General features: G+C 36.4%; 13 protein-coding genes. 3 read left to right on the top strand and 10 right to left on the bottom strand.

The features are described 5' to 3' along the window. Positions 1-443 precede the first annotated feature (443 nt). Positions 444-1,292, top strand: a complete 849-nt coding sequence (locus PVV68_RS03250; protein ID WP_273720484.1) for an outer membrane protein — start codon at positions 444-446, stop codon at positions 1,290-1,292. A 368-nt stretch (positions 1,293-1,660) separates the two neighbouring features. On the opposite strand, the gene PVV68_RS03255 is transcribed toward PVV68_RS03250, so the two are convergent. Continuing rightward, positions 1,661-1,873, bottom strand: coding sequence for a hypothetical protein (locus PVV68_RS03255; protein WP_273720486.1), 213 nt, complete (start codon positions 1,871-1,873; stop codon positions 1,661-1,663). 602 nt (positions 1,874-2,475) lie between these two features. Between PVV68_RS03255 and PVV68_RS03260 the strand changes: the two genes are divergently transcribed. Further along, entirely contained in the window at positions 2,476-3,000 is a 525-nt protein-coding gene (locus PVV68_RS03260) for a methylated-DNA--[protein]-cysteine S-methyltransferase (RefSeq protein WP_273720488.1), read from the top strand. 7 nt (positions 3,001-3,007) lie between these two features. On the opposite strand, the gene PVV68_RS03265 is transcribed toward PVV68_RS03260, so the two are convergent. The 9 genes from PVV68_RS03265 to thiC form a co-directional block, all read right to left on the bottom strand. After that, positions 3,008-5,329: an ATP-binding protein gene (locus PVV68_RS03265; RefSeq protein ID WP_273720489.1), complete on the bottom strand. Its 2,322-nt coding sequence runs from the start codon at positions 5,327-5,329 to the stop codon at positions 3,008-3,010. Between the two features lie 286 nt (positions 5,330-5,615). After that, positions 5,616-8,243 (bottom strand): aminopeptidase N, encoded by a 2,628-nt coding sequence (gene pepN / locus PVV68_RS03270; protein ID WP_273720491.1) that lies wholly within the window; start codon positions 8,241-8,243, stop codon positions 5,616-5,618. 79 nt (positions 8,244-8,322) lie between these two features. Next, entirely contained in the window at positions 8,323-9,150 is an 828-nt protein-coding gene (locus PVV68_RS03275) for a uracil-DNA glycosylase family protein (RefSeq protein WP_273720492.1), read from the bottom strand. Positions 9,151-9,578: 428 nt separating this feature from the next. After that, positions 9,579-10,337 (bottom strand): hydroxymethylpyrimidine/phosphomethylpyrimidine kinase, encoded by a 759-nt coding sequence (locus tag PVV68_RS03280; RefSeq protein WP_273720494.1) that lies wholly within the window; start codon positions 10,335-10,337, stop codon positions 9,579-9,581. Then, on the bottom strand, positions 10,328-10,933 hold the full coding sequence (locus tag PVV68_RS03285; RefSeq protein ID WP_273720495.1) for a thiamine phosphate synthase: 606 nt from the start codon (positions 10,931-10,933) through the stop codon (positions 10,328-10,330). Before PVV68_RS03285 ends, PVV68_RS03280 begins: the two co-directional genes overlap by 10 nt. After that, positions 10,930-11,703 carry a thiazole synthase gene (locus tag PVV68_RS03290; protein ID WP_273720496.1) on the bottom strand — a complete coding sequence of 258 codons (774 nt, stop codon included), beginning with the start codon at positions 11,701-11,703 and terminating at the stop codon, positions 10,930-10,932. Before PVV68_RS03290 ends, PVV68_RS03285 begins: the two co-directional genes overlap by 4 nt. A gap of 4 nt (positions 11,704-11,707) precedes the next feature. Continuing rightward, positions 11,708-11,905, bottom strand: coding sequence for a sulfur carrier protein ThiS (gene thiS, locus PVV68_RS03295; protein WP_273720497.1), 198 nt, complete (start codon positions 11,903-11,905; stop codon positions 11,708-11,710). A 3-nt stretch (positions 11,906-11,908) separates the two neighbouring features. Continuing rightward, positions 11,909-12,859, bottom strand: coding sequence for an FAD-dependent oxidoreductase (locus PVV68_RS03300; RefSeq protein ID WP_273720498.1), 951 nt, complete (start codon positions 12,857-12,859; stop codon positions 11,909-11,911). Further along, a complete protein-coding gene (gene thiC / locus PVV68_RS03305) occupies positions 12,856-14,688 on the bottom strand; it encodes a phosphomethylpyrimidine synthase ThiC (protein WP_273720500.1) in 1,833 nt (610 codons plus the stop codon). The genes PVV68_RS03300 and thiC overlap by 4 nt, the downstream gene beginning before the upstream one ends. A gap of 1,909 nt (positions 14,689-16,597) precedes the next feature. Between thiC and PVV68_RS03310 the strand changes: the two genes are divergently transcribed. Next, on the top strand, positions 16,598-17,578 hold the full coding sequence (locus tag PVV68_RS03310; protein WP_273720502.1) for a phage tail protein: 981 nt from the start codon (positions 16,598-16,600) through the stop codon (positions 17,576-17,578). The last annotated feature ends 268 nt before the right edge of the window (positions 17,579-17,846 follow it).

Here is a 17,846-nt window from a genome sequence, read left to right on the forward strand (position 1 = left end):
CATATTAAATCAAATACATTTCATGAATTTAAGCAGAATTTAAAGGAGACTACAAAGTTTTTTCAAAAGAGATTGAGCAAGTATTTTTACGACATAAATTGAGATAAAATATCATGAGGTTATAAGTATTGTTTTCTACCACACTGATAATGAAACTATACTGGGAAAAAGTAAGACAGAAAGCTTGATGAATGATCTAGCCAACTTCTTTATCAAATTTCAAAAATTGAGACGAAAACCTCTCACATAATATAGAAAATAAATCTAAATTATAATAATGGCTTAAAAAGAGCCATTACAACATAGTTTCCTAAAAAATGCTTGTTGTTTTCAAAAGAGATTTAATTTTTTCTATGACTGTATCATTTTTACTACAGATTTTTTGAAAAAAATATGAAAATATTTCATTATTACATGTCACATTAGCTTTTAGGGGAGCAATTATGACTACAAAATACTTAATCACAACTTCTCTTTTTTCTTTAACTTTAATTTCTGTAGTACAGGCAGCGGATATTAGGATACCAGAACAGCCGGCATCTGTTGTACCTATTATTGCAGCTCCATCTTTTTCTTGGACTGGTTTTTACCTTGGAGGTCAAATTGGTAATTTTTCAAGTAAAACCCGTGCAAATTATTTAAGAGATGAGAAGACAGGGCAATGGTTTCCGATTGACAAGGAATATTTACCTAAACTTTCCGGTTTTATAGGTGGTATTTATGCAGGTTCCAATATTGATGTCGACAATGGTTTTATTGTAGGTATTGATACGGATATCATGTGGGTTAATAAAAAGGATACAAAGGAGGTAGGTTCACCAAAAGGGAGTCAAACTGAGGAAGCAGCACAATCTTCAGAAAAATCAATGAGAGCGAAAGGTTCTCGAGAAGACCCTTCTCCTCCTCCTCCAGAGACATCTTCTGAAATTATCTATCATACTCTAAAACAAAAATGGACTGGTGCTACACGGGTGAGATTTGGTGTCTCTATTGATCGTTTTATGCCTTATGTGGCCGGAGGTATTGCTTATACGCAGCTTCGTAGTATTTTTTCCAAGGATTCTGATATAGAAAAGAGAGCAATTAACCTTTCTGACTGGTTGGAAGATGAGAAAAAGACCATGATTGGTTATACTCTTGGAGGCGGTGTTGATTTTGCAATGACCGATAATATTGTTATGCGTGCGGAATACCGTTACTCAGATTTCGGCAAGAAGAAGTTCGTACATGATAAAGTTGAAATGCGCTATAAAACGAATGATTTCCGTGTTGGCGTAGCATATAAATTTTAAACTGTTTCACAATGAAATGATTTTAAAGTCCCATTTTCGAATGGGGCTTTTATTTTTCAGATATATGCTGGAGAATATTTCTAAAAAGAAAAATATCATCTTATTTTGAGTAATAGTCTTTTCTCTTTTGTATGTCATAAATATTTTGTTTAGATAACGAAATATGTTACAAATATAGAGCATTTTGCAATAGCAAACTCGATGAATAGGATAGTAAATAGAGTTTGTAAAAACAAATGAATCGAAAAAATCTATATCAATATATTTTAAAATATTATCGAATACCTAACTTTTGAGTGTTTGATGATGAGTAATAGAAATCAGCTTCATTATAAAATCTGGAAAATGCTTCATCTGAAATATTATTATCAGCTGTTATAAGAAATAGCACTATGAGTATAAGAATAGCCAGATACGGTAGCAACAAACAGCGGCATTATTAAATACACAAAAGATTTATTACAGATGCGAACAGCGCCACTTATTTTTGCACTGTCATCGATAGGAGCATCATCAGTGATATGAGCACGTTCATTCACACAGGCATTATCATAAATTTGTGCATTATCTCCAATAATCACAGCATTGCTAACATATACATTGCCATAGATGTCAAAAAAAGCTTTTTACTTTTCCATACACCCGTGCATTTTGAAACACACGAATTTTATCACAAACTCAGCAATGACGTTTATATGATAGTTTTCTTTCCTTTTCGATAGAGTTATTAAGATCGCCTTTTAAACATTTTCAAATTCTTTTAAAGCGCGAAGGCGGTATAATAAATAACCGTCTCATGAAAGTTTCATTTATTCTTTTTTTGAGAGATTTTTTTATGTTTCTCATGCTGTGCGGAATAATGTTTTGCCAAAAGATAACAATTTTTTGCGTTTTAAATAAAAAGATCTACGGAATTCGTTCTCATATACTAGAATTCCACGCTTTAAGGTGATTATTTGGTTTCTTGCAGTCATAAGGACAAAGCCGTGAAGAGAATCCAGTTTTTTATTGTTTTATTTTATGATTTCATTTTTCAAATGATTAAAGTATAATTGAAAATGAATGATTGAGGAGACGAATTTCAGGTGGCTTCTCTTTTATCGCGTAAAGAGTGTGATAAGAAAATTCTCTTGCTTTATTTCATTGAATCTATTCAAATATTAAAAAATATCAAAAAAGTAAAATGTTAAAAATTCTGCAACAGAGAATATTTTGTCTGAAAAGCACATCAATAGGAGTGCTTTTGGTGGCAAAGTCTCATAAAGGAATTTGTAATATAGCATTAGGAGAGAGTAGAGAACAATTATTACGAGAATTTACGGCATGTTTTTCTGATGTACGAAAAGTGGATGATGATAGTACATTTGAGAGGGAAGTTACACGTATTGTCGCAATGATAGAAACACCGAAGTTAGCAAAGAAACCTGATTTTTCTTTAGATATAAATGGTACAGTTTTTCAAAAGAAAGTATGGTCGCTCATATGTGAAGTATCTTGTGGTGAAACAATTTCATATAAAGCATTAGCGCAACGCATTGGTATGCCAAATGCTTTTCGTGCAGTTGCGAATGCATGTGCAGCTAACGAGTTAGCATTAATCATTCCTTGCCATCGTGTGGTGTGTAAGAATGGATTTATTTCTGGATACCGCTGGGGTATTGAGCGGAAGAAGATTTTGCTACAACGAGAAAAAGGTGAAGGCCTTTAAAACACATTTAACTTTGTTGAATTGGCATTGTAATGATGACGGTTGTACCTTTCATTTCTTTAGAGATAATTTCAAGTTTCCCTTTATGTAGTTCTAGCAAGGAGCGTGAAATGGCTAACCCGAGACCTGATCCAGTATGGGTTTTTGTGAGTTGATTTTCAACTTGTTCAAAAGGTTGCCCAAGTTTTTTTATTGCTGATTGAGGAATACCAACACCTGTATCTTTAATCTTAAAGATAAGATTATTTTTTTTCTTGAAAGCACACACATCAATACGTCCACCAGCAGGTGTGAATTTAACCGCATTAGAGATAAGGTTAAGGAAGATCTGTTTCATGGCACGTCCATCGATTTCTGCGTGGAGTTCTGGGGCAATATTGGTTGTGATAGAAATATTTTTTTCTTGTGCTTGTGGTGCGAGTGTTCGTGTTGCTTCGCTAATAATTGGCTCTAGATCACTATTTTTACAATCAAGGGTAAATCTTCCAGCTTCAATTTTGGACATATCAAGGATATCATTGATAAGGGTTAGAAGATGGGCTCCTGAATTGTAAATATCATGCATATATTCTTTATAGCGTTGCGATCCAAGAGGACCAAAGGTGGATTGCAACATGATATCTGAAAAGCCGAGAATAGCGTTAAGTGGAGTGCGCAATTCATGGGACATATTTGCTAAAAATTCTGATTTAGCTTTATTAGCACTTTCAGCGCGCTCTTTTTCTGCTTTCAGACTTTTATTCAGTTTTTCCACTTCTGTTGCACGTTGTTGTGCACTGCCTCGAGCACGTTTGAGTTCTTGAATGAAAGAAAAAAGCCTTCTTTCACTGTCTTCAAATTTTTCTTGTTGTTGTTTAAGTTCAGAAATATCTGTACCAATGCAAACCAGTCCTCCATCTTGAGTACGCCGTTCATTAATTTTAAGCCAACAACCATCTGCAGTTTGGCGAATACTGGTTAGATTCCCAGCGCCATCATCTTTGAGAGGATATTCATTGATTGCTGGACGAGCCATGGCTTCAACGGTTGCACGTTGGATTCCTGATTGTAAAACCTGTTTAGGGATAGCGGCATATTCGCAAAATTTGCTATTTGACATAACTAAACGCTCTTCTGCATCCCATAATACAAAAGATTCTGAAATATTTTCAATAGCATCACGGATACGGAGATCAGCTTGCGCTGTTTCTTCTGCCAGTTGACGCTGTTCACTAATATCAAAAGCAATACCAACCAAATGGGGTTCTTCTTCATCTGTTACTTCCGCACGAATACGCATCCATACATAGTGACCATCGGCATGTCGCATGGGGACATTAATATCGATATGCTTTTTCTGACCACTCATCAATTCTTGCGCAAGATCGAAAAAATTAGCATCATTTGGGTTGATAATGGCGGTAATTTGCGAAATTGACAGCAGTGCATCTTGAGGCACATAGCCTAGCATTTCATATATTGCCTGTGACCAATAAACGCGCCCGCTCGCCATATTCCAATCCCACAGCCCACAGCGTCCACGCATCATTGCCATATCAATGCGATTTTGAATTTTTTCTGAAATTAAATCTGTCTTGCGTGCTCGCACAATTTGATTGTAATAAGTATAGAGGAGCGCTAGAATAACACTGCTAGTTCCTATAAAAAGAGTTATATTTAAAGAGAAAACTTTGCGCCATTCCATATAGGTATGTTGCTTCTTTTCGCTGATAAAGACGCCATATTGTCCATTTTCTGTTTGGTGAAATGAAGCAAGGGCAGGAACATCTTTTCCTATGGTAATTTCCATAATTCCAGCATGTTGTCCAAGAGATTGTAAAGCAATACTTTCAGAGGTAAAATCCTGTAAGGGTTTTTCTAAAATGATCTCTGAACTAGATGAAGCTAAAACAGTGCCTTTTTGATCCATTATAGCAATAATAGTATTGGGGCTAACAAGACCTTGATTGTATAAATTGGTAAGGATATTTTGCAAATGATTGTGAGAAAGAGGGGAGTTTTTTCTTTTCTCAGGAGTTGCAAGCAGGTCACGATCAATTGTATTGCTGATATGAGAGGCTAACAAAGTAAGGGTAGAGCGTGTGTTGTTCTCAAGAGCATGACGCCAATCATAGATTGATACAAAACGAATTGTTGCCAGCACAACAAGAAATGCCATAATAACAAAGAGAACTGAACGTCGCAGCCACGGTTCAATCAAGAGCAGTTTTTGATAGGCTAAACTCAAAAGTAGAGGGATACGCTTTGTTCGTGCTTTATGATTTTGAGCACTTGACTTTGAATCAGCACACACCTGTGTTGGTGCACTATATGCATCCAGTTCAGCCATTGCTCGTTCCTTTAATTATGGAATAATGCGTTTTAAAAACTGTTTCAATATTCATAGTAAAACCCCATAGGGTGCAATGAATCAAAACAGGAGTCCTCTGTCCAGTCTTTTTTTAAAAAAAGCTATTTTACTTTTATGGAATGTGGATTATGAAAAAAAAGAACTTCAAAATAGCCTATAAACAGGTGGAAGTAACCTGTTTATAGGCTAATTATTTTCGCGTAATGCGTTGATATTATATTATCAATTATATTATAACATACTGATTATAAAATATTTTTATACTTTAAGCGAGCAGACGAGAGATAATCTCAGCCACATCACTTGATAATTGGGGGGCTTCTGCAATTTTTTTTAATGCGGTCTCAAATTTTTGTTGCCGAATGGGTTCTAATTGTCGCCAAGAACGCATCATGGTGAGTAATCGTGAAGCAAGCTGTGGATTTTTTCTGTCAATTTCCAAAATGATTTGGCAAAGAAAACGATAGGAGGCACCATCAACTCTATGAAAACCCGTGAGATTGTAAGAGGCAAAGACACCAATCAAAGCTCGTACCCGATTAGGATTATCTTGTGAAAAAAGCGGATGCTGCATGAGTTTTTGAACATGGTCAAGTGTTGATGCTCCTGCAACCATTGCTTGAATAGAAAACCATTTATCCATAACCAAAGGGTCATGTTGATATCGGGTTTCAAAATCATTTAAGGCGCTTTGCGCTTGCTCACTTTCGTTAAAGCGCCGTACTAAAATGGTTATACTAGCCATGCGGTCAGTCATATTATCAGCTGTTGCATATTGTGTGGCAGCACGGTGTGGCTTGGCTTCTGCTATGGAAAGATAGTCGAGTATTATATTGCGTAATGCTCGTTTTCCAGCTTGTGCAGTATTAGGTGAATAGGGTTCATTGTTCTCCATTTGCATATAAACTTTTGTGAAAAGCACTTGATGTGTATGTGCAAGGGAAGCTAAAAACTGATTGCGTACATGGTGAATATGCTCTGGATCAACATTTTTACCAATTATATGGGCAAGCTCAACTTCGCTTGGTAAACTTAAGCAAAATGCACGAAATTCTGGCTCAAGGCTTTCATCTGTAAGGATGTTTTCGATCAATTTTAGCAAAGCAGGAGGCATATCCTGTTTTCCTTGTGTTTTATCTTGAAGAGCTTGAATCAGAGCTTGCGTCATCAAATGGTTCAGCGATTGCCAACGATTCAGCTGATTGTCATCTTTTTGTGCAAGAAAGATGAGTTCGCTTTCATTGAATGGAGTTTGTAGATTGATAGGTGCAGAAAAATCTCTTAGCAGTGATAAAACAGGTTTTTCGCGCAGTCCCCTTAATATAAAGGTTTGCTTTTCCTGGGATAGAAGCATAATGCCTGATTGAATATCCGCATCAGCTTCATAGCTGAGAGATTGTCCATGATGTCCTAACAAACCAAATGCAATAGGGATAAGCATTGGCTTTTTTGTGTTTTGTTGTGGTGTTGCTGGAATATGCTGTTTTGCATGAATTGTTAAAATGCCATCGTTATAATGGTGATCAATTTCTACATGAGGTGTTCCCGCTTGTTCATACCACAACATAAATTGTGAGAAGTCTTGATGAGAAACTTCAGCAAAACAGGCAATAAAATCTTCAATTGTACAAGCCTGTCCATCATGACGTTGAAAATAGAGATCCATTCCTTTACGAAAGAGAGTAGGGCCTAAAAGAGTATGCACCATGCGAACAACTTCTGCACCTTTTTCATAAACGGTCGTGGTATAAAAATTATTGATTTGGCTGTATTGACGAGGACGTACAGGATGGGCAAGAGGACCAGAATCTTCAGTAAATTGCATAGCTTTCAATGTTTTTATATTTTCAATGCGCTGTAAGCTACGAACATTTTGATCCGAGGAAAATTCTTGATCACGATAGACAGTTAAGCCTTCTTTTAAACAGAGCTGAAACCAATCACGGCAAGTAATACGATTACCAGTCCAATTATGGAAATATTCATGCGCAATAACGCGTTCAACATTTCTATAATCCTGATCAGTTGCTGTTTCAGGATCGGCAAGAACATATTTGTCATTAAAGATGTTAAGCCCTTTGTTTTCCATTGCACCCATATTAAAGTCGGAAACAGCAACGATATTGAAAACATCAAGATCATATTCGCGTCCAAAACGTTGTTCATCCCAACGCATGGAACGTTTAAGAGCATCCATTGCATAGGCTGCACGTTTGGTTTTTCCTTTTTCAACATAGATACCAAGTTCGATACGTCGACCAGATACAGTTATAAAATGGTCTTCTAACTTATCAAGATTACCACCAACAAGAGCAAAGAGATAAGATGGTTTGGGATAAGGATCTTCCCAAATGGCAAAATGATAATTATCTTCAAGAGTACCTATTTCGACGAGGTTTCCATTGGAAAGTAAAATAGGGATAGTGTGAGAATTTGCTTCAATTTTTACCCTGTAGGTAGAAAGAATATCTGGACGATCATAAAAGTAAGTAATGCGACGAAAACCTTCCGCTTCACATTGTGTACAATAAACACCATTTGAAAGATAAAGCCCCATAAGTTGGCGATTGCTTTCAGGATTCAGTTCGGTAACCAATTGCAATGTAAAAGGAACAGCTGGTGGGGTGGTAATTTCTAAACGTGAAGGAGTAGCTTTATAAGCATTCTCAGATAATTCCTCACCATTAAGAGCGACAGAAATTAAGGTAAGATCATCACCAGAAAGGATAAGAGGTGTGAATTCTTTTGTATTTTGACGAGGTTCAATAGACAATATCGCTGTAACAGAAGTTTTTGTTGGTGCTAAACGGAAATGCAATTGTATTTTGGGAATAGTATAAGGGGTTTGTTGATAATCTTCTAAACGATAAATGGGGACGGCTGATTGTGGCATAATTTTTCCTGACGAGTATTTTAAAAATTAAAGAACTGAAAAAATGTTAATATTTTAAGAAAAGGTAAAGCTTAAGGGCTTACAAAAGGCTATCTAAACGGTTTTTTACTTCTAAAAAGTCTATCCATGTAAGTTTTTTTTGACTAGGCGTTCGGAGAAGATAAGCAGGATGAAAGGTTGGCATAACAGGGATTTTTATGTTGTCTTCGCTCTCATAGGTGTGCCATTTCCCTCGAGTACGGATAATTCCATTTTGCGCGCCTGTCAAAAATTGTGTGGCAATACCGCCAAGTGCGACAAGAATGCGAGGTTTAGCTAAATGAATTTGCCGTTCAATAAAAGGGCGACATAACGTGACTTCTCTTGGCGTTGGTGTGCGATTTCCTGGTGGACGCCAGGGGATAGTGTTGGCTATGTAAACATTATTTCTTGTTAAGCCAATTGATGCGAGGATTTTATTGAGTAACATTCCTGCTTTTCCTACAAAAGGAAGTCCTTGTATATCTTCCTCTCGTCCTGGTGCTTCTCCTATGAGCATAAGCGGGCTTCCCGCTGTTCCATCTGAAAAACAGGTATTTTTTGCTGTTAATTTTAATGAGCAGCCGTTAAATGCGAGAAGAGCGGATTTTAGTTCGTCAAGTGTATTTGCACTTTTGGCACTTTCTATAGCGGAAAGTTCACCTTGCATAATAGTGGGGTGAAGCCATGTCTGTTTCTCTAACTTGATCGTTGGTGATGTTTGTTGATTATGAGAAACATTTACTGCTTGTGTTGCTTTTTTTTCTAAGCAAGCAGCTTGATTAAAGCGATCAATAGGTACATCTGTTAGAACAGCATCCGCACCACTTTCTTTATAAAAGTTTAAAAGTTCTTCATATGAGATTGAATATGATGTTTGATTTAGCATTTTACCTTTTCTAATGATCTATAAACAATAGACCAGACAACCTTATTCTTCAAGCTTTTGATGTGTCCTTTGGTAAATTTATATCTGAAACAATGATAGCCTTTTTTTGACAAAAAAGAAAAACTCTAAAATAGGGAAACTCGCAGTTTTGTGTATTCTTAATGGGTTATCTTATCAGTTAAGACAACTGGAATACTCTGTACTATTTCTTTACTTAATGCAAGGGGTATAAATTCAGACAATAGCATTATAACTCTGTAAGCTCATAAAAGAATTCTTACATTGTTATATTTCTCAGACTTTAATCAAAAATGAAATATTCTTTTATCTTAACAGAAATAATTCAGTATCTCTACAGACATATTTATAAAAAACAATCTATATAAAATGTAAAAGTGAGCAACAGATTATGACATCATACTGAATTTTTAAGAATATTTCTGATGATGATTTAACAGTAATGTGTGAATATATGCTTTTGCATTTTTTATGGCTTGAATCATAGATTCATTTAATGCTAATTGCGCTGTAATAGCACTTGAAAGGATACAACCTGTTCCACGCATTGTGACTGTTAGGCGCGGAGTAGAAATATTGATGATTGCATTTTTATCAATGAAGCTATCCGTTGCAAGGGGACCATCTGCATGTCCACCTTTTATCAAAAGAGAGTGTGGTCCAAACGACAGAATTTTTTTCGCTTGTTGTATTGCTTGCTTATCATGAGATGCCAATGGGCTTTGGCTGAGAAGAGCAAGTTCTTCTCTATTGGGTGTTAAAAGATCAACATGAGGGAGAAGTCTATTGATCATAACGTCTATAATTTTTTCTGTTGTTAATTGTCCCCCTGATGAGGCAACAAGTACAGGATCAAAAATAACTGGAATATGGGGATAGTCTTCGAGCACATTACAGATTGCTACTATAATTGCTTTTGTACCTGTCATGCCGATTTTTATTGCACTGATTGGATAGGCTTCTAGAGCACTGCGCATTTGTGCGGCAACGAGTTTTTCACTCATTGGAACAATTTCAGCAACGTGATTATCATCTTGGACGTTAACACAGGTAATGGCTAAATTGGCTTTTACTTGAAAATGTGCTGCTGTTTCTATATCACGGACAATACCGGCCCCTCCCGTTGGATCGGTGCCTGCCACAATAAGAATAGAAGGCTTTAACGCCATGCTTGCGTCACCTTTATCCATTGCTTTACACGCTGTTCAGGTTTTTTATGGAGGATAATATCGGTGACAACAGCAGCACTATTGGCACCTGCTTTCAAAACACCAACAGCACGTTCTGGTGTTAAACCACCAATGCCCACTAAAGGTAAGGTACCAATCCGTTGTTTCCATTGTTTGATTTTTTCTAGCCCTTGAGGATTCCATTTCATTTCTTTTAAGATTGTTGGATAAATAGGACCAAGAGCGATATAATCAGGATGAACAGAAAGTGCGATGTTCAATTCTCGGTTATCATGGGTACTAAGACCAAACTTTATACCATTTTTACGAATTGCGGCAAGGTCAGCATTGCTTAAGTCTTCTTGCCCAAGATGAATAAAATGGCATTTTTCATCAATAGCTATTGTCCAATAATCATTAATAATGAGTTGTGCTCCCCATTTATCGCATATGTTTTTTGCACGCCTAATATGTTGAGTGATTGTTTCAAGATTTTCATTTTTCATACGCAACTGTACGAGTTTTATGCCAAGAGGAACCAAACGTTCGACCCAATCCGCACTGTCAACAATGAGATAAAAAGGATCCAGTTTCATGAAAAGACGGCTTTTCCAATAACGGGTGTTGAAGGAACTGCGACATTGCGTGCTTCGAGAAGTCCTGCTTTATATCCCATACGTCCTGCCTGAATCGCTTTAGAAAATGCTTCAGCCATTAAGACAGGATCACCTGCTTTAGCAACCGCGGTGTTAAGAAGCACTGCATCATATCCAAGTTCCATAGCAATAGTAGCATGTGATGGACGCCCAATGCCGGCATCAATAACAAGTGTAACATCAGGAAGGTAGGCACGAATAGAACATAGTCCATCAGTATTGTGAGGACCTTTGGCAGATCCAATAGGAGCACACCAAGGCATAATAACTTGGCATCCAACGTCGAGAAGTTTTTCAGCAACAATGAGATCATCGGTTGTATAGGCAAAAATTTTGAAACCTTCACTGTTTAAAATTTGCGCTGCTTCGATGAGGGAAAAGACATTTGGCTGTAGGGTATCGGGATTGCCGATAATTTCGAGTTTAATCCAAGAGGTTTTAAAGAGATCTCGTGCAAGTTTTGCCGTTGTAACAGCTTCTTTAACAGTGTAACAACCAGCAGTATTGGGAAGCACTGTTATATCCAGTTCTGTCAGAAATTGCCAAAATTGTCCACCTTGTTTGCCACCGGCTGTTTCTCGGCGCAATGAAACTGTTACAATTTCTGTACCCGATTTACAAATAGCATCACGAAGGATTGCGGGTGAGGGATATTGTGCTGTACCTAACATAAGACGAGAAGAGAATTTACGTCCATAAAGATTCAGCATCGTTTTAGCCTCCTTGCATTGGGCTTAAAATTTCAATTTTATCACCTTCATGCAAGATAAATTTGCTTCGCTCACTTACAGGAACAACTTCTGCATTAACAGCGGTAGCGAGCCAATTTCCCTTATAACCCAATTCTTCAAGTAAAAGATTGAGAGTGATAACTTCTGTTTGAATTGTTTCACCATTGACAAATATTTGCATGTTTTATTCCAATGCCAATTTCACCGTGCGTTTTGCCATTTCTGGAGACAAAAGAAAACCATGTCTATAAAATCCATTAATAAAAATACGATTACCATGTTTGCATACTGAAGGGAAGTTATCAGGATAACATGGTCGTACACCAACACCAGTTTCAATAATTTCAGCTTCAGCAAAAGCAGGATGCAAGGTATAAGCTGCATTGAGCAATTCCATCATTGATCTTACCGAAATGGCACCATCAAAGTTACTTTCAATCATTGTTGCACCAATCATAAAAATGTTTTCTTGCCGTGGGACAATGTAGAGAGGAAACCGTGGATGAAGAAGACGAATTGGACGAGAAATTTTAATATCTCTGCTACGTACGAGAAGCATTTCACCACGTACGCCGCGTAACTTTTTGTCTTTTCCTAAACGTGCTATTCCAGTTGCATCAATGATAAGATCAAAATCTGTTTCAGATATTTCCACATCAACAAAACATGTTCCATTTTTTATAAGATCTTCTTTTAAAGTGATAAGTGCTTTACGAGGATCAAGATGTGCTTCATTTTCATAAAAAAGTGCGTTATTAAAACGTTCTGCAAGATCTGGTTCAAGATGTGCTATTTCTTCACCATTTAGAATTTTATGGCTATGTGTACGCGCTGAAAATCGTTCAAGTTCTCCCTTATCTCGTGCGGGTGCAACCACTAAAGTACCCTTTTGTATAACAAGATGAGGAAGCATTTTATGCCACCATTCTATAGCTTGTATGCCGATGTCTTCGACAATTTGTGCAGCGTTTTCTCTTTCACAGTAAGGCGCTAGCATTCCTCCGGCATACCAACTGGCAGTCCCTATAGGAGAATGAGGGGGTGCTGAGACAGTAACAGAAAAACCCCTTTGTTGTAACATACAGGCAGCTGTTAACCCTCCTACACCTGCACCTTTGATAAGAATATTTTTCAACTGTTTACTCTCTTTTTTTGAAGAGGCGCGACTTCCATATAAAGGTCACCATTCTTTTGATATTTCTCTGCCATAGCAATCATACCTTCATCTTTTGTTTTTCTCACGACTGTATCGCGAATATCATGGGAAATACGCATAGAACAGAACTTTGGTCCACACATGGAACAAAAATGTACCAATTTATGAGCTTCTTTAGGCATGGTTTCATCATGAAAGGTACAGGCTGTATCTGGATCAAGAGAAAGGTTAAATTGATCATGCCATCTAAAATCAAATCGTGCACGTGAAAGAGCATTATCGCGCAATTGTGCTCTAGGTAATCCTTTGGCAAGATCTGCGGCATGGGCAGCAATTTTATAAGTGATCACGCCAGTTTTAACATCATTTTTATCGGGGAGTCCTAGATGTTCTTTAGGTGTTACATAACAGAGCATAGCTGTTCCAAACCATCCGATCATAGCTGCTCCAATTGCTGATGTAATATGGTCATAACCAGGAGCAATATCAGTGGTAAGTGGGCCTAAAGTATAAAAAGGTGCTTCATGACAGAGTTCTAATTGTTGCTCCATATTTTCTTTGATTTTATGCATGGGAACATGTCCAGGTCCTTCAATCATAACCTGTACGTCTTTTTCCCAAGCAATTTTTGTCAATTCTCCCAAAGTCTTCAGTTCAGCAAATTGAGCTTCATCATTGGCATCGGCAATGGAACCAGGGCGCAATCCATCTCCTAAGGAAAGAGAGATATCATAGGTGCGTGCAATATCACAAATCTCATCAAAATGTTCATAGAGAAAACTTTCTTTATGATGATGGAGACACCATTTTGCCATAATAGAACCACCCCGTGAAACAATACCTGTTACGCGGTTAATGGTGAGAGGAATAAATGCTAATCTTAAGCCCGCATGAATAGTAAAATAATCAACACCCTGTTCTGCTTGCTCGATAAGGGTATCACGAAAAATATCCCATGTTAAATTTTCAGCAATACCTTGTACTTTTTCGAGTGCTTGATAAAGAGGAACTGTCCCAATTGGAACAGGTGAATTTCTAATAATCCACTCACGAATATTGTGAATATTTCGCCCTGTTGAGAGATCCATTACTGTATCAGCTCCCCAACGAGTGGCCCAAACCATTTTATCAACTTCTTCTGCCATAGAGGATGTCACGGCTGAATTACCAATATTGGCATTAATTTTAACACGAAAATTGCGTCCAATAATCATTGGTTCGCACTCTGGATGATTAATGTTTTTAGGAATAATAGCACGCCCATGGGCAATTTCATTGCGAATAAATTCGGCAGTATAAAATTGGGGTATTGATCCATTAAATTTTTCATTTGAGAGCATGTTTTTCTGATCTTTTATTATGCTTCCTTCATTTTCTCGTATAGTGACATATTCCATTTCTTCGGTAATAATACCAGCACGTGCATATGCCATTTGTGTAATTGCTTTGCCATTTTGGGCTCGCAAGATAGGACGCTTTTGTTCAAAGCTTGGTGTGGAAGGCGTATCATAGGTTAATCCGTTATCTTCAGGTTTGATGGATCGTGCAGGATAAGATTCAGTATCAGCGCGTTTAGCAAGCCAAGGTGAGCCAATTGCGGGCAAGCCTTTTGTAATATCAATGATGATATTTTGATCGGTGTATGGGCCGGAAGTATCGTAGATGTTTAAAGGTTCTTCACCGCTGTCATTGGTCAGGGAAATCTGTCGTAATGGAACACGCACATCAGGAAAAAGAGGGCTTTGTTGATACATTTTACGTGAAGCTGGAAAGGGGCTGCAACTAATTGATGGAATCTTTTTCTGCATAATTTTTTTCCTTATAGACACAAAGTTCAAAAAAGGTTGCAGTATTAAGGGTGATATATGCAAATTATTAGCACGCACATTTGAATAAAGGAGAGATATAATACTGCTTTTATATCGAGATGCTGCAAATAAAAATGAAGAAACTTGATTGAAGAAATTGATTACAATTATAACATTTGCGTTCCCCCCATTTAAAGAATTTTTATTCGCAAGGATATGGTTGGCTTAATTGTTTGTGTTGTCAATCGCAAAGATATGTTTTTAACGATTTTTCTATATTTGTTAGAAATGAAAGCAGCTACTATGAAGTAGAAAAAAATATTAAAGGCTTGTATAAACAAAAAGTCAATTCAATAATTTATTATAAAATAATAAATGCTTTATTATTAGTAATTATAGAAAAATTATTTTTTCTTCTTAAGATTTATGAATAATTACCAAGACAGTAGATATTATTTTTAAATTAGTATTATTTTTATAAAAATATATAATACTAATTTCTTATTATCTATGATCAGTAATAAAAATTTTATTAATAACTATATTTTTGAGTTTTATTGTTTATATCAATATGTAGTACATTTTTCTTATATACACTAATTATGAGACGTTTTAATATAAAAACACAATATATAGATTTTGTGTTGACAATTAATAACTACATTTTTTTGAAATATTCTTATAAAGCATAAAATTTTTAATTGAATTCTCAAAGTGATGTATTATCTTTCAAATTTCAAATCATGATCATAATACTGTCAGTTCACTTGATGGAAGGTATGTTTCTATATTGGTTTGTTAAAATATGATTAGTTATTAAAACAGTTTGGTGAAATATTTCTATGAGGAGGGAGAATGCTTACAATTGTAAGGTTCTGTCCAGATGGATTTATTGCTCTTGCAAAAAAAAACTATATATAATAGAATAATACAAATAGGTAATCGTACTAAGTATGGGGAGCGAGTAGGCGGTTACAGCGGGGTGTTTTCAAAAGTCAGTGATGCGCGTTTTACAAAGGGTGAGGCGCAGATTTGGCGCTTTCCAATTTATGTAAAGATATTTATCCTTCAGGTTTGATGAAGGTATTTGATACATCATGAGTATATTGAATATATATTTTTCCAAGTTAAGTTGAAACATGGAGAATTTACAATATTGAATGCCATATACATCTATGAGGTGTTAGACTATGAACAGGAGGCGCTCAAAAGAGTGCTGATGTTTATTTCACAAACATTTTTAGGAACAAACTTAATGGAACAAAGTGTTTAAAAGAGGTATTTGCATGTCAATACAAAATGATGAGGTATGCAAAGAGTCCAAAGCAGAATTTTAAGTTTTCTTGATATAGATAACAATACAGTTGCGATGAGAATGAAGAAAAACAAACTTTGAAAGTTTTACAACTACAGATAAAAAACAGAGGTTGTTTGTTCAAAGCATAGCGAGGAAACATAACGAGAGATAGTATAAAATATTTTTTTATGAAAAAACATAAAGCTACTAAAAACAATAAAAATTGAATGTATTTTCAAATACGTCAGTATTTTATATAAATTTAACAAACCATGACATTTTTAAGATGATCGTATGAAATCCACGATAAGGGATTTTGTGAACAATATTTACACATTTTACAAACACGCAAGACTGACAAATGAAGCTGTATAACCACAGTGCAACAACAGTGGTGATGCCTAAGATGTCATCACGTTGCAAGTGAATGTATTGGTATTAGTGTTATAAAAAACTGTGGTTGATTTGATTTTTGAATTGGAGGGCAGAAAGACAAATAAATGAATAAACACGGATAGAGCAGCAATATGTGATGTATCAACGAATGGTAGCAGGAGAGCTGCATTCTGATGCAAAAGACGAGAAAGGTTATTAAAATAATGGGGGGATATAATGTCTAATATTTATGACTGGTCGCTAAAGGCTGATGAAAATGCGCATTCAGATAGCATTATTAATTGGGCGGAAGGTCAACCACCTAGTTCTGTCAATGATAGTGCACGGGCGATGATGCAGCGTATACGTGAATATCTTGCGGATAATGGTGGCTCTATTGATTCAAATTTTATGATTAATGCAGAAGACAAAACAACATTAATCACGTTGAAGACAGTTTCACCTATAGAGAAATACAAGAATGATATCATCATACGTTTTAAAGCCCGTGGTGTAAACATTGGCATGACGAAAATAATCGTTAATAATATAGGAGAAAAGCACATCTATAAAGCTAGCGATACAGGTATTATACCATTAGAAGGTGGAGAACTACAAACGAATGGTATTTATGAAATGGTATATAATGGCAACATTTCCATAAAAGATCATGATGGCTGGTATCTCCTAAACCCTACACCTCTTCCGCCACCAAAGGTAGAAACTTTTCCCTCAGGATTTATTGCGACATTTGCTATGCAAGAGGTACCAAAGGGTTGGCTTTTATGCGATGGTGCAACCTATGAGCGTAAAGATTATCCGCAATTGTTTAAGGCAATAGGCGATAAATGGGGAAAAGACAGCAATACAACCTTTAAAGTTCCAGACTTTAGAGGGTTGTTTTTACGTGGTTTTGATGATGGTCGTGGTCTAGATACAGATCGACAGTTTGCAGATGAGCAACAAGATAGCATAAAATCACATACGCATATTTGCACCATTGAGGAAGCAGGTGGGCATACGCATAACTTTCAATATAATGGAGTTGGATGGAGTGCCAATGACATTGGTAGAAGGAATCCCTTTTATCACTATGAAGTCATGACAGGCAGGACGCAGTCGGCTGGTGCGCACACACATAAGGTAACCATTTCTTCGACCGGTGAAACAGAAACGCGACCTGTTAATGCAACAGTTGTTTATGCTATAAAATCATGAGGTTTTTGGATAATTAATAAACTATCCGCTATTGATGATAGCAAATGATGCGGAGCAAATCGGCGTCATTTGCTATGCAAGCCCTAAATGATTCATATGTCATTCATTGAAATATTTGAGAATGCTAAAAACGATATTTAACGATTTTTAGGTTGGTCATTTTAGAGGTTACGTGGTGAGATGTGGAACCTATTACAAGAAAAAACACTTAAAATTACGTTTTTTTGTCAATACGAGCGTACGAAAAAGTTCATAAAAGCCCTTGGAA

The sequence above is a fragment of the Bartonella sp. ML69XJBT genome (assembly GCF_028618515.1).
Lineage (GTDB): Bacteria > Pseudomonadota > Alphaproteobacteria > Rhizobiales > Rhizobiaceae > Bartonella.

Excerpts from the sequence above, each read along its gene's own strand:
- PVV68_RS03250 (WP_273720484.1), top strand. The coding sequence starts at position 444 with ATGACTACAAAATACTTAATCACAACTTCTCTTTTTTCTTTAACTTTA.
- PVV68_RS03260 (WP_273720488.1), top strand. The coding sequence starts at position 2,476 with ATGTTAAAAATTCTGCAACAGAGAATATTTTGTCTGAAAAGCACATCA.
- PVV68_RS03265 (WP_273720489.1), bottom strand. The coding sequence starts at position 5,329 with ATGGCTGAACTGGATGCATATAGTGCACCAACACAGGTGTGTGCTGAT.
- pepN (WP_273720491.1), bottom strand. The coding sequence starts at position 8,243 with ATGCCACAATCAGCCGTCCCCATTTATCGTTTAGAAGATTATCAACAA.
- PVV68_RS03275 (WP_273720492.1), bottom strand. The coding sequence starts at position 9,150 with ATGCTAAATCAAACATCATATTCAATCTCATATGAAGAACTTTTAAAC.
- PVV68_RS03280 (WP_273720494.1), bottom strand. The coding sequence starts at position 10,337 with ATGGCGTTAAAGCCTTCTATTCTTATTGTGGCAGGCACCGATCCAACG.
- PVV68_RS03285 (WP_273720495.1), bottom strand. The coding sequence starts at position 10,933 with ATGAAACTGGATCCTTTTTATCTCATTGTTGACAGTGCGGATTGGGTC.
- PVV68_RS03290 (WP_273720496.1), bottom strand. The coding sequence starts at position 11,703 with ATGCTGAATCTTTATGGACGTAAATTCTCTTCTCGTCTTATGTTAGGT.
- thiS (WP_273720497.1), bottom strand. The coding sequence starts at position 11,905 with ATGCAAATATTTGTCAATGGTGAAACAATTCAAACAGAAGTTATCACT.
- thiC (WP_273720500.1), bottom strand. The coding sequence starts at position 14,688 with ATGCAGAAAAAGATTCCATCAATTAGTTGCAGCCCCTTTCCAGCTTCA.
- PVV68_RS03310 (WP_273720502.1), top strand. The coding sequence starts at position 16,598 with ATGTCTAATATTTATGACTGGTCGCTAAAGGCTGATGAAAATGCGCAT.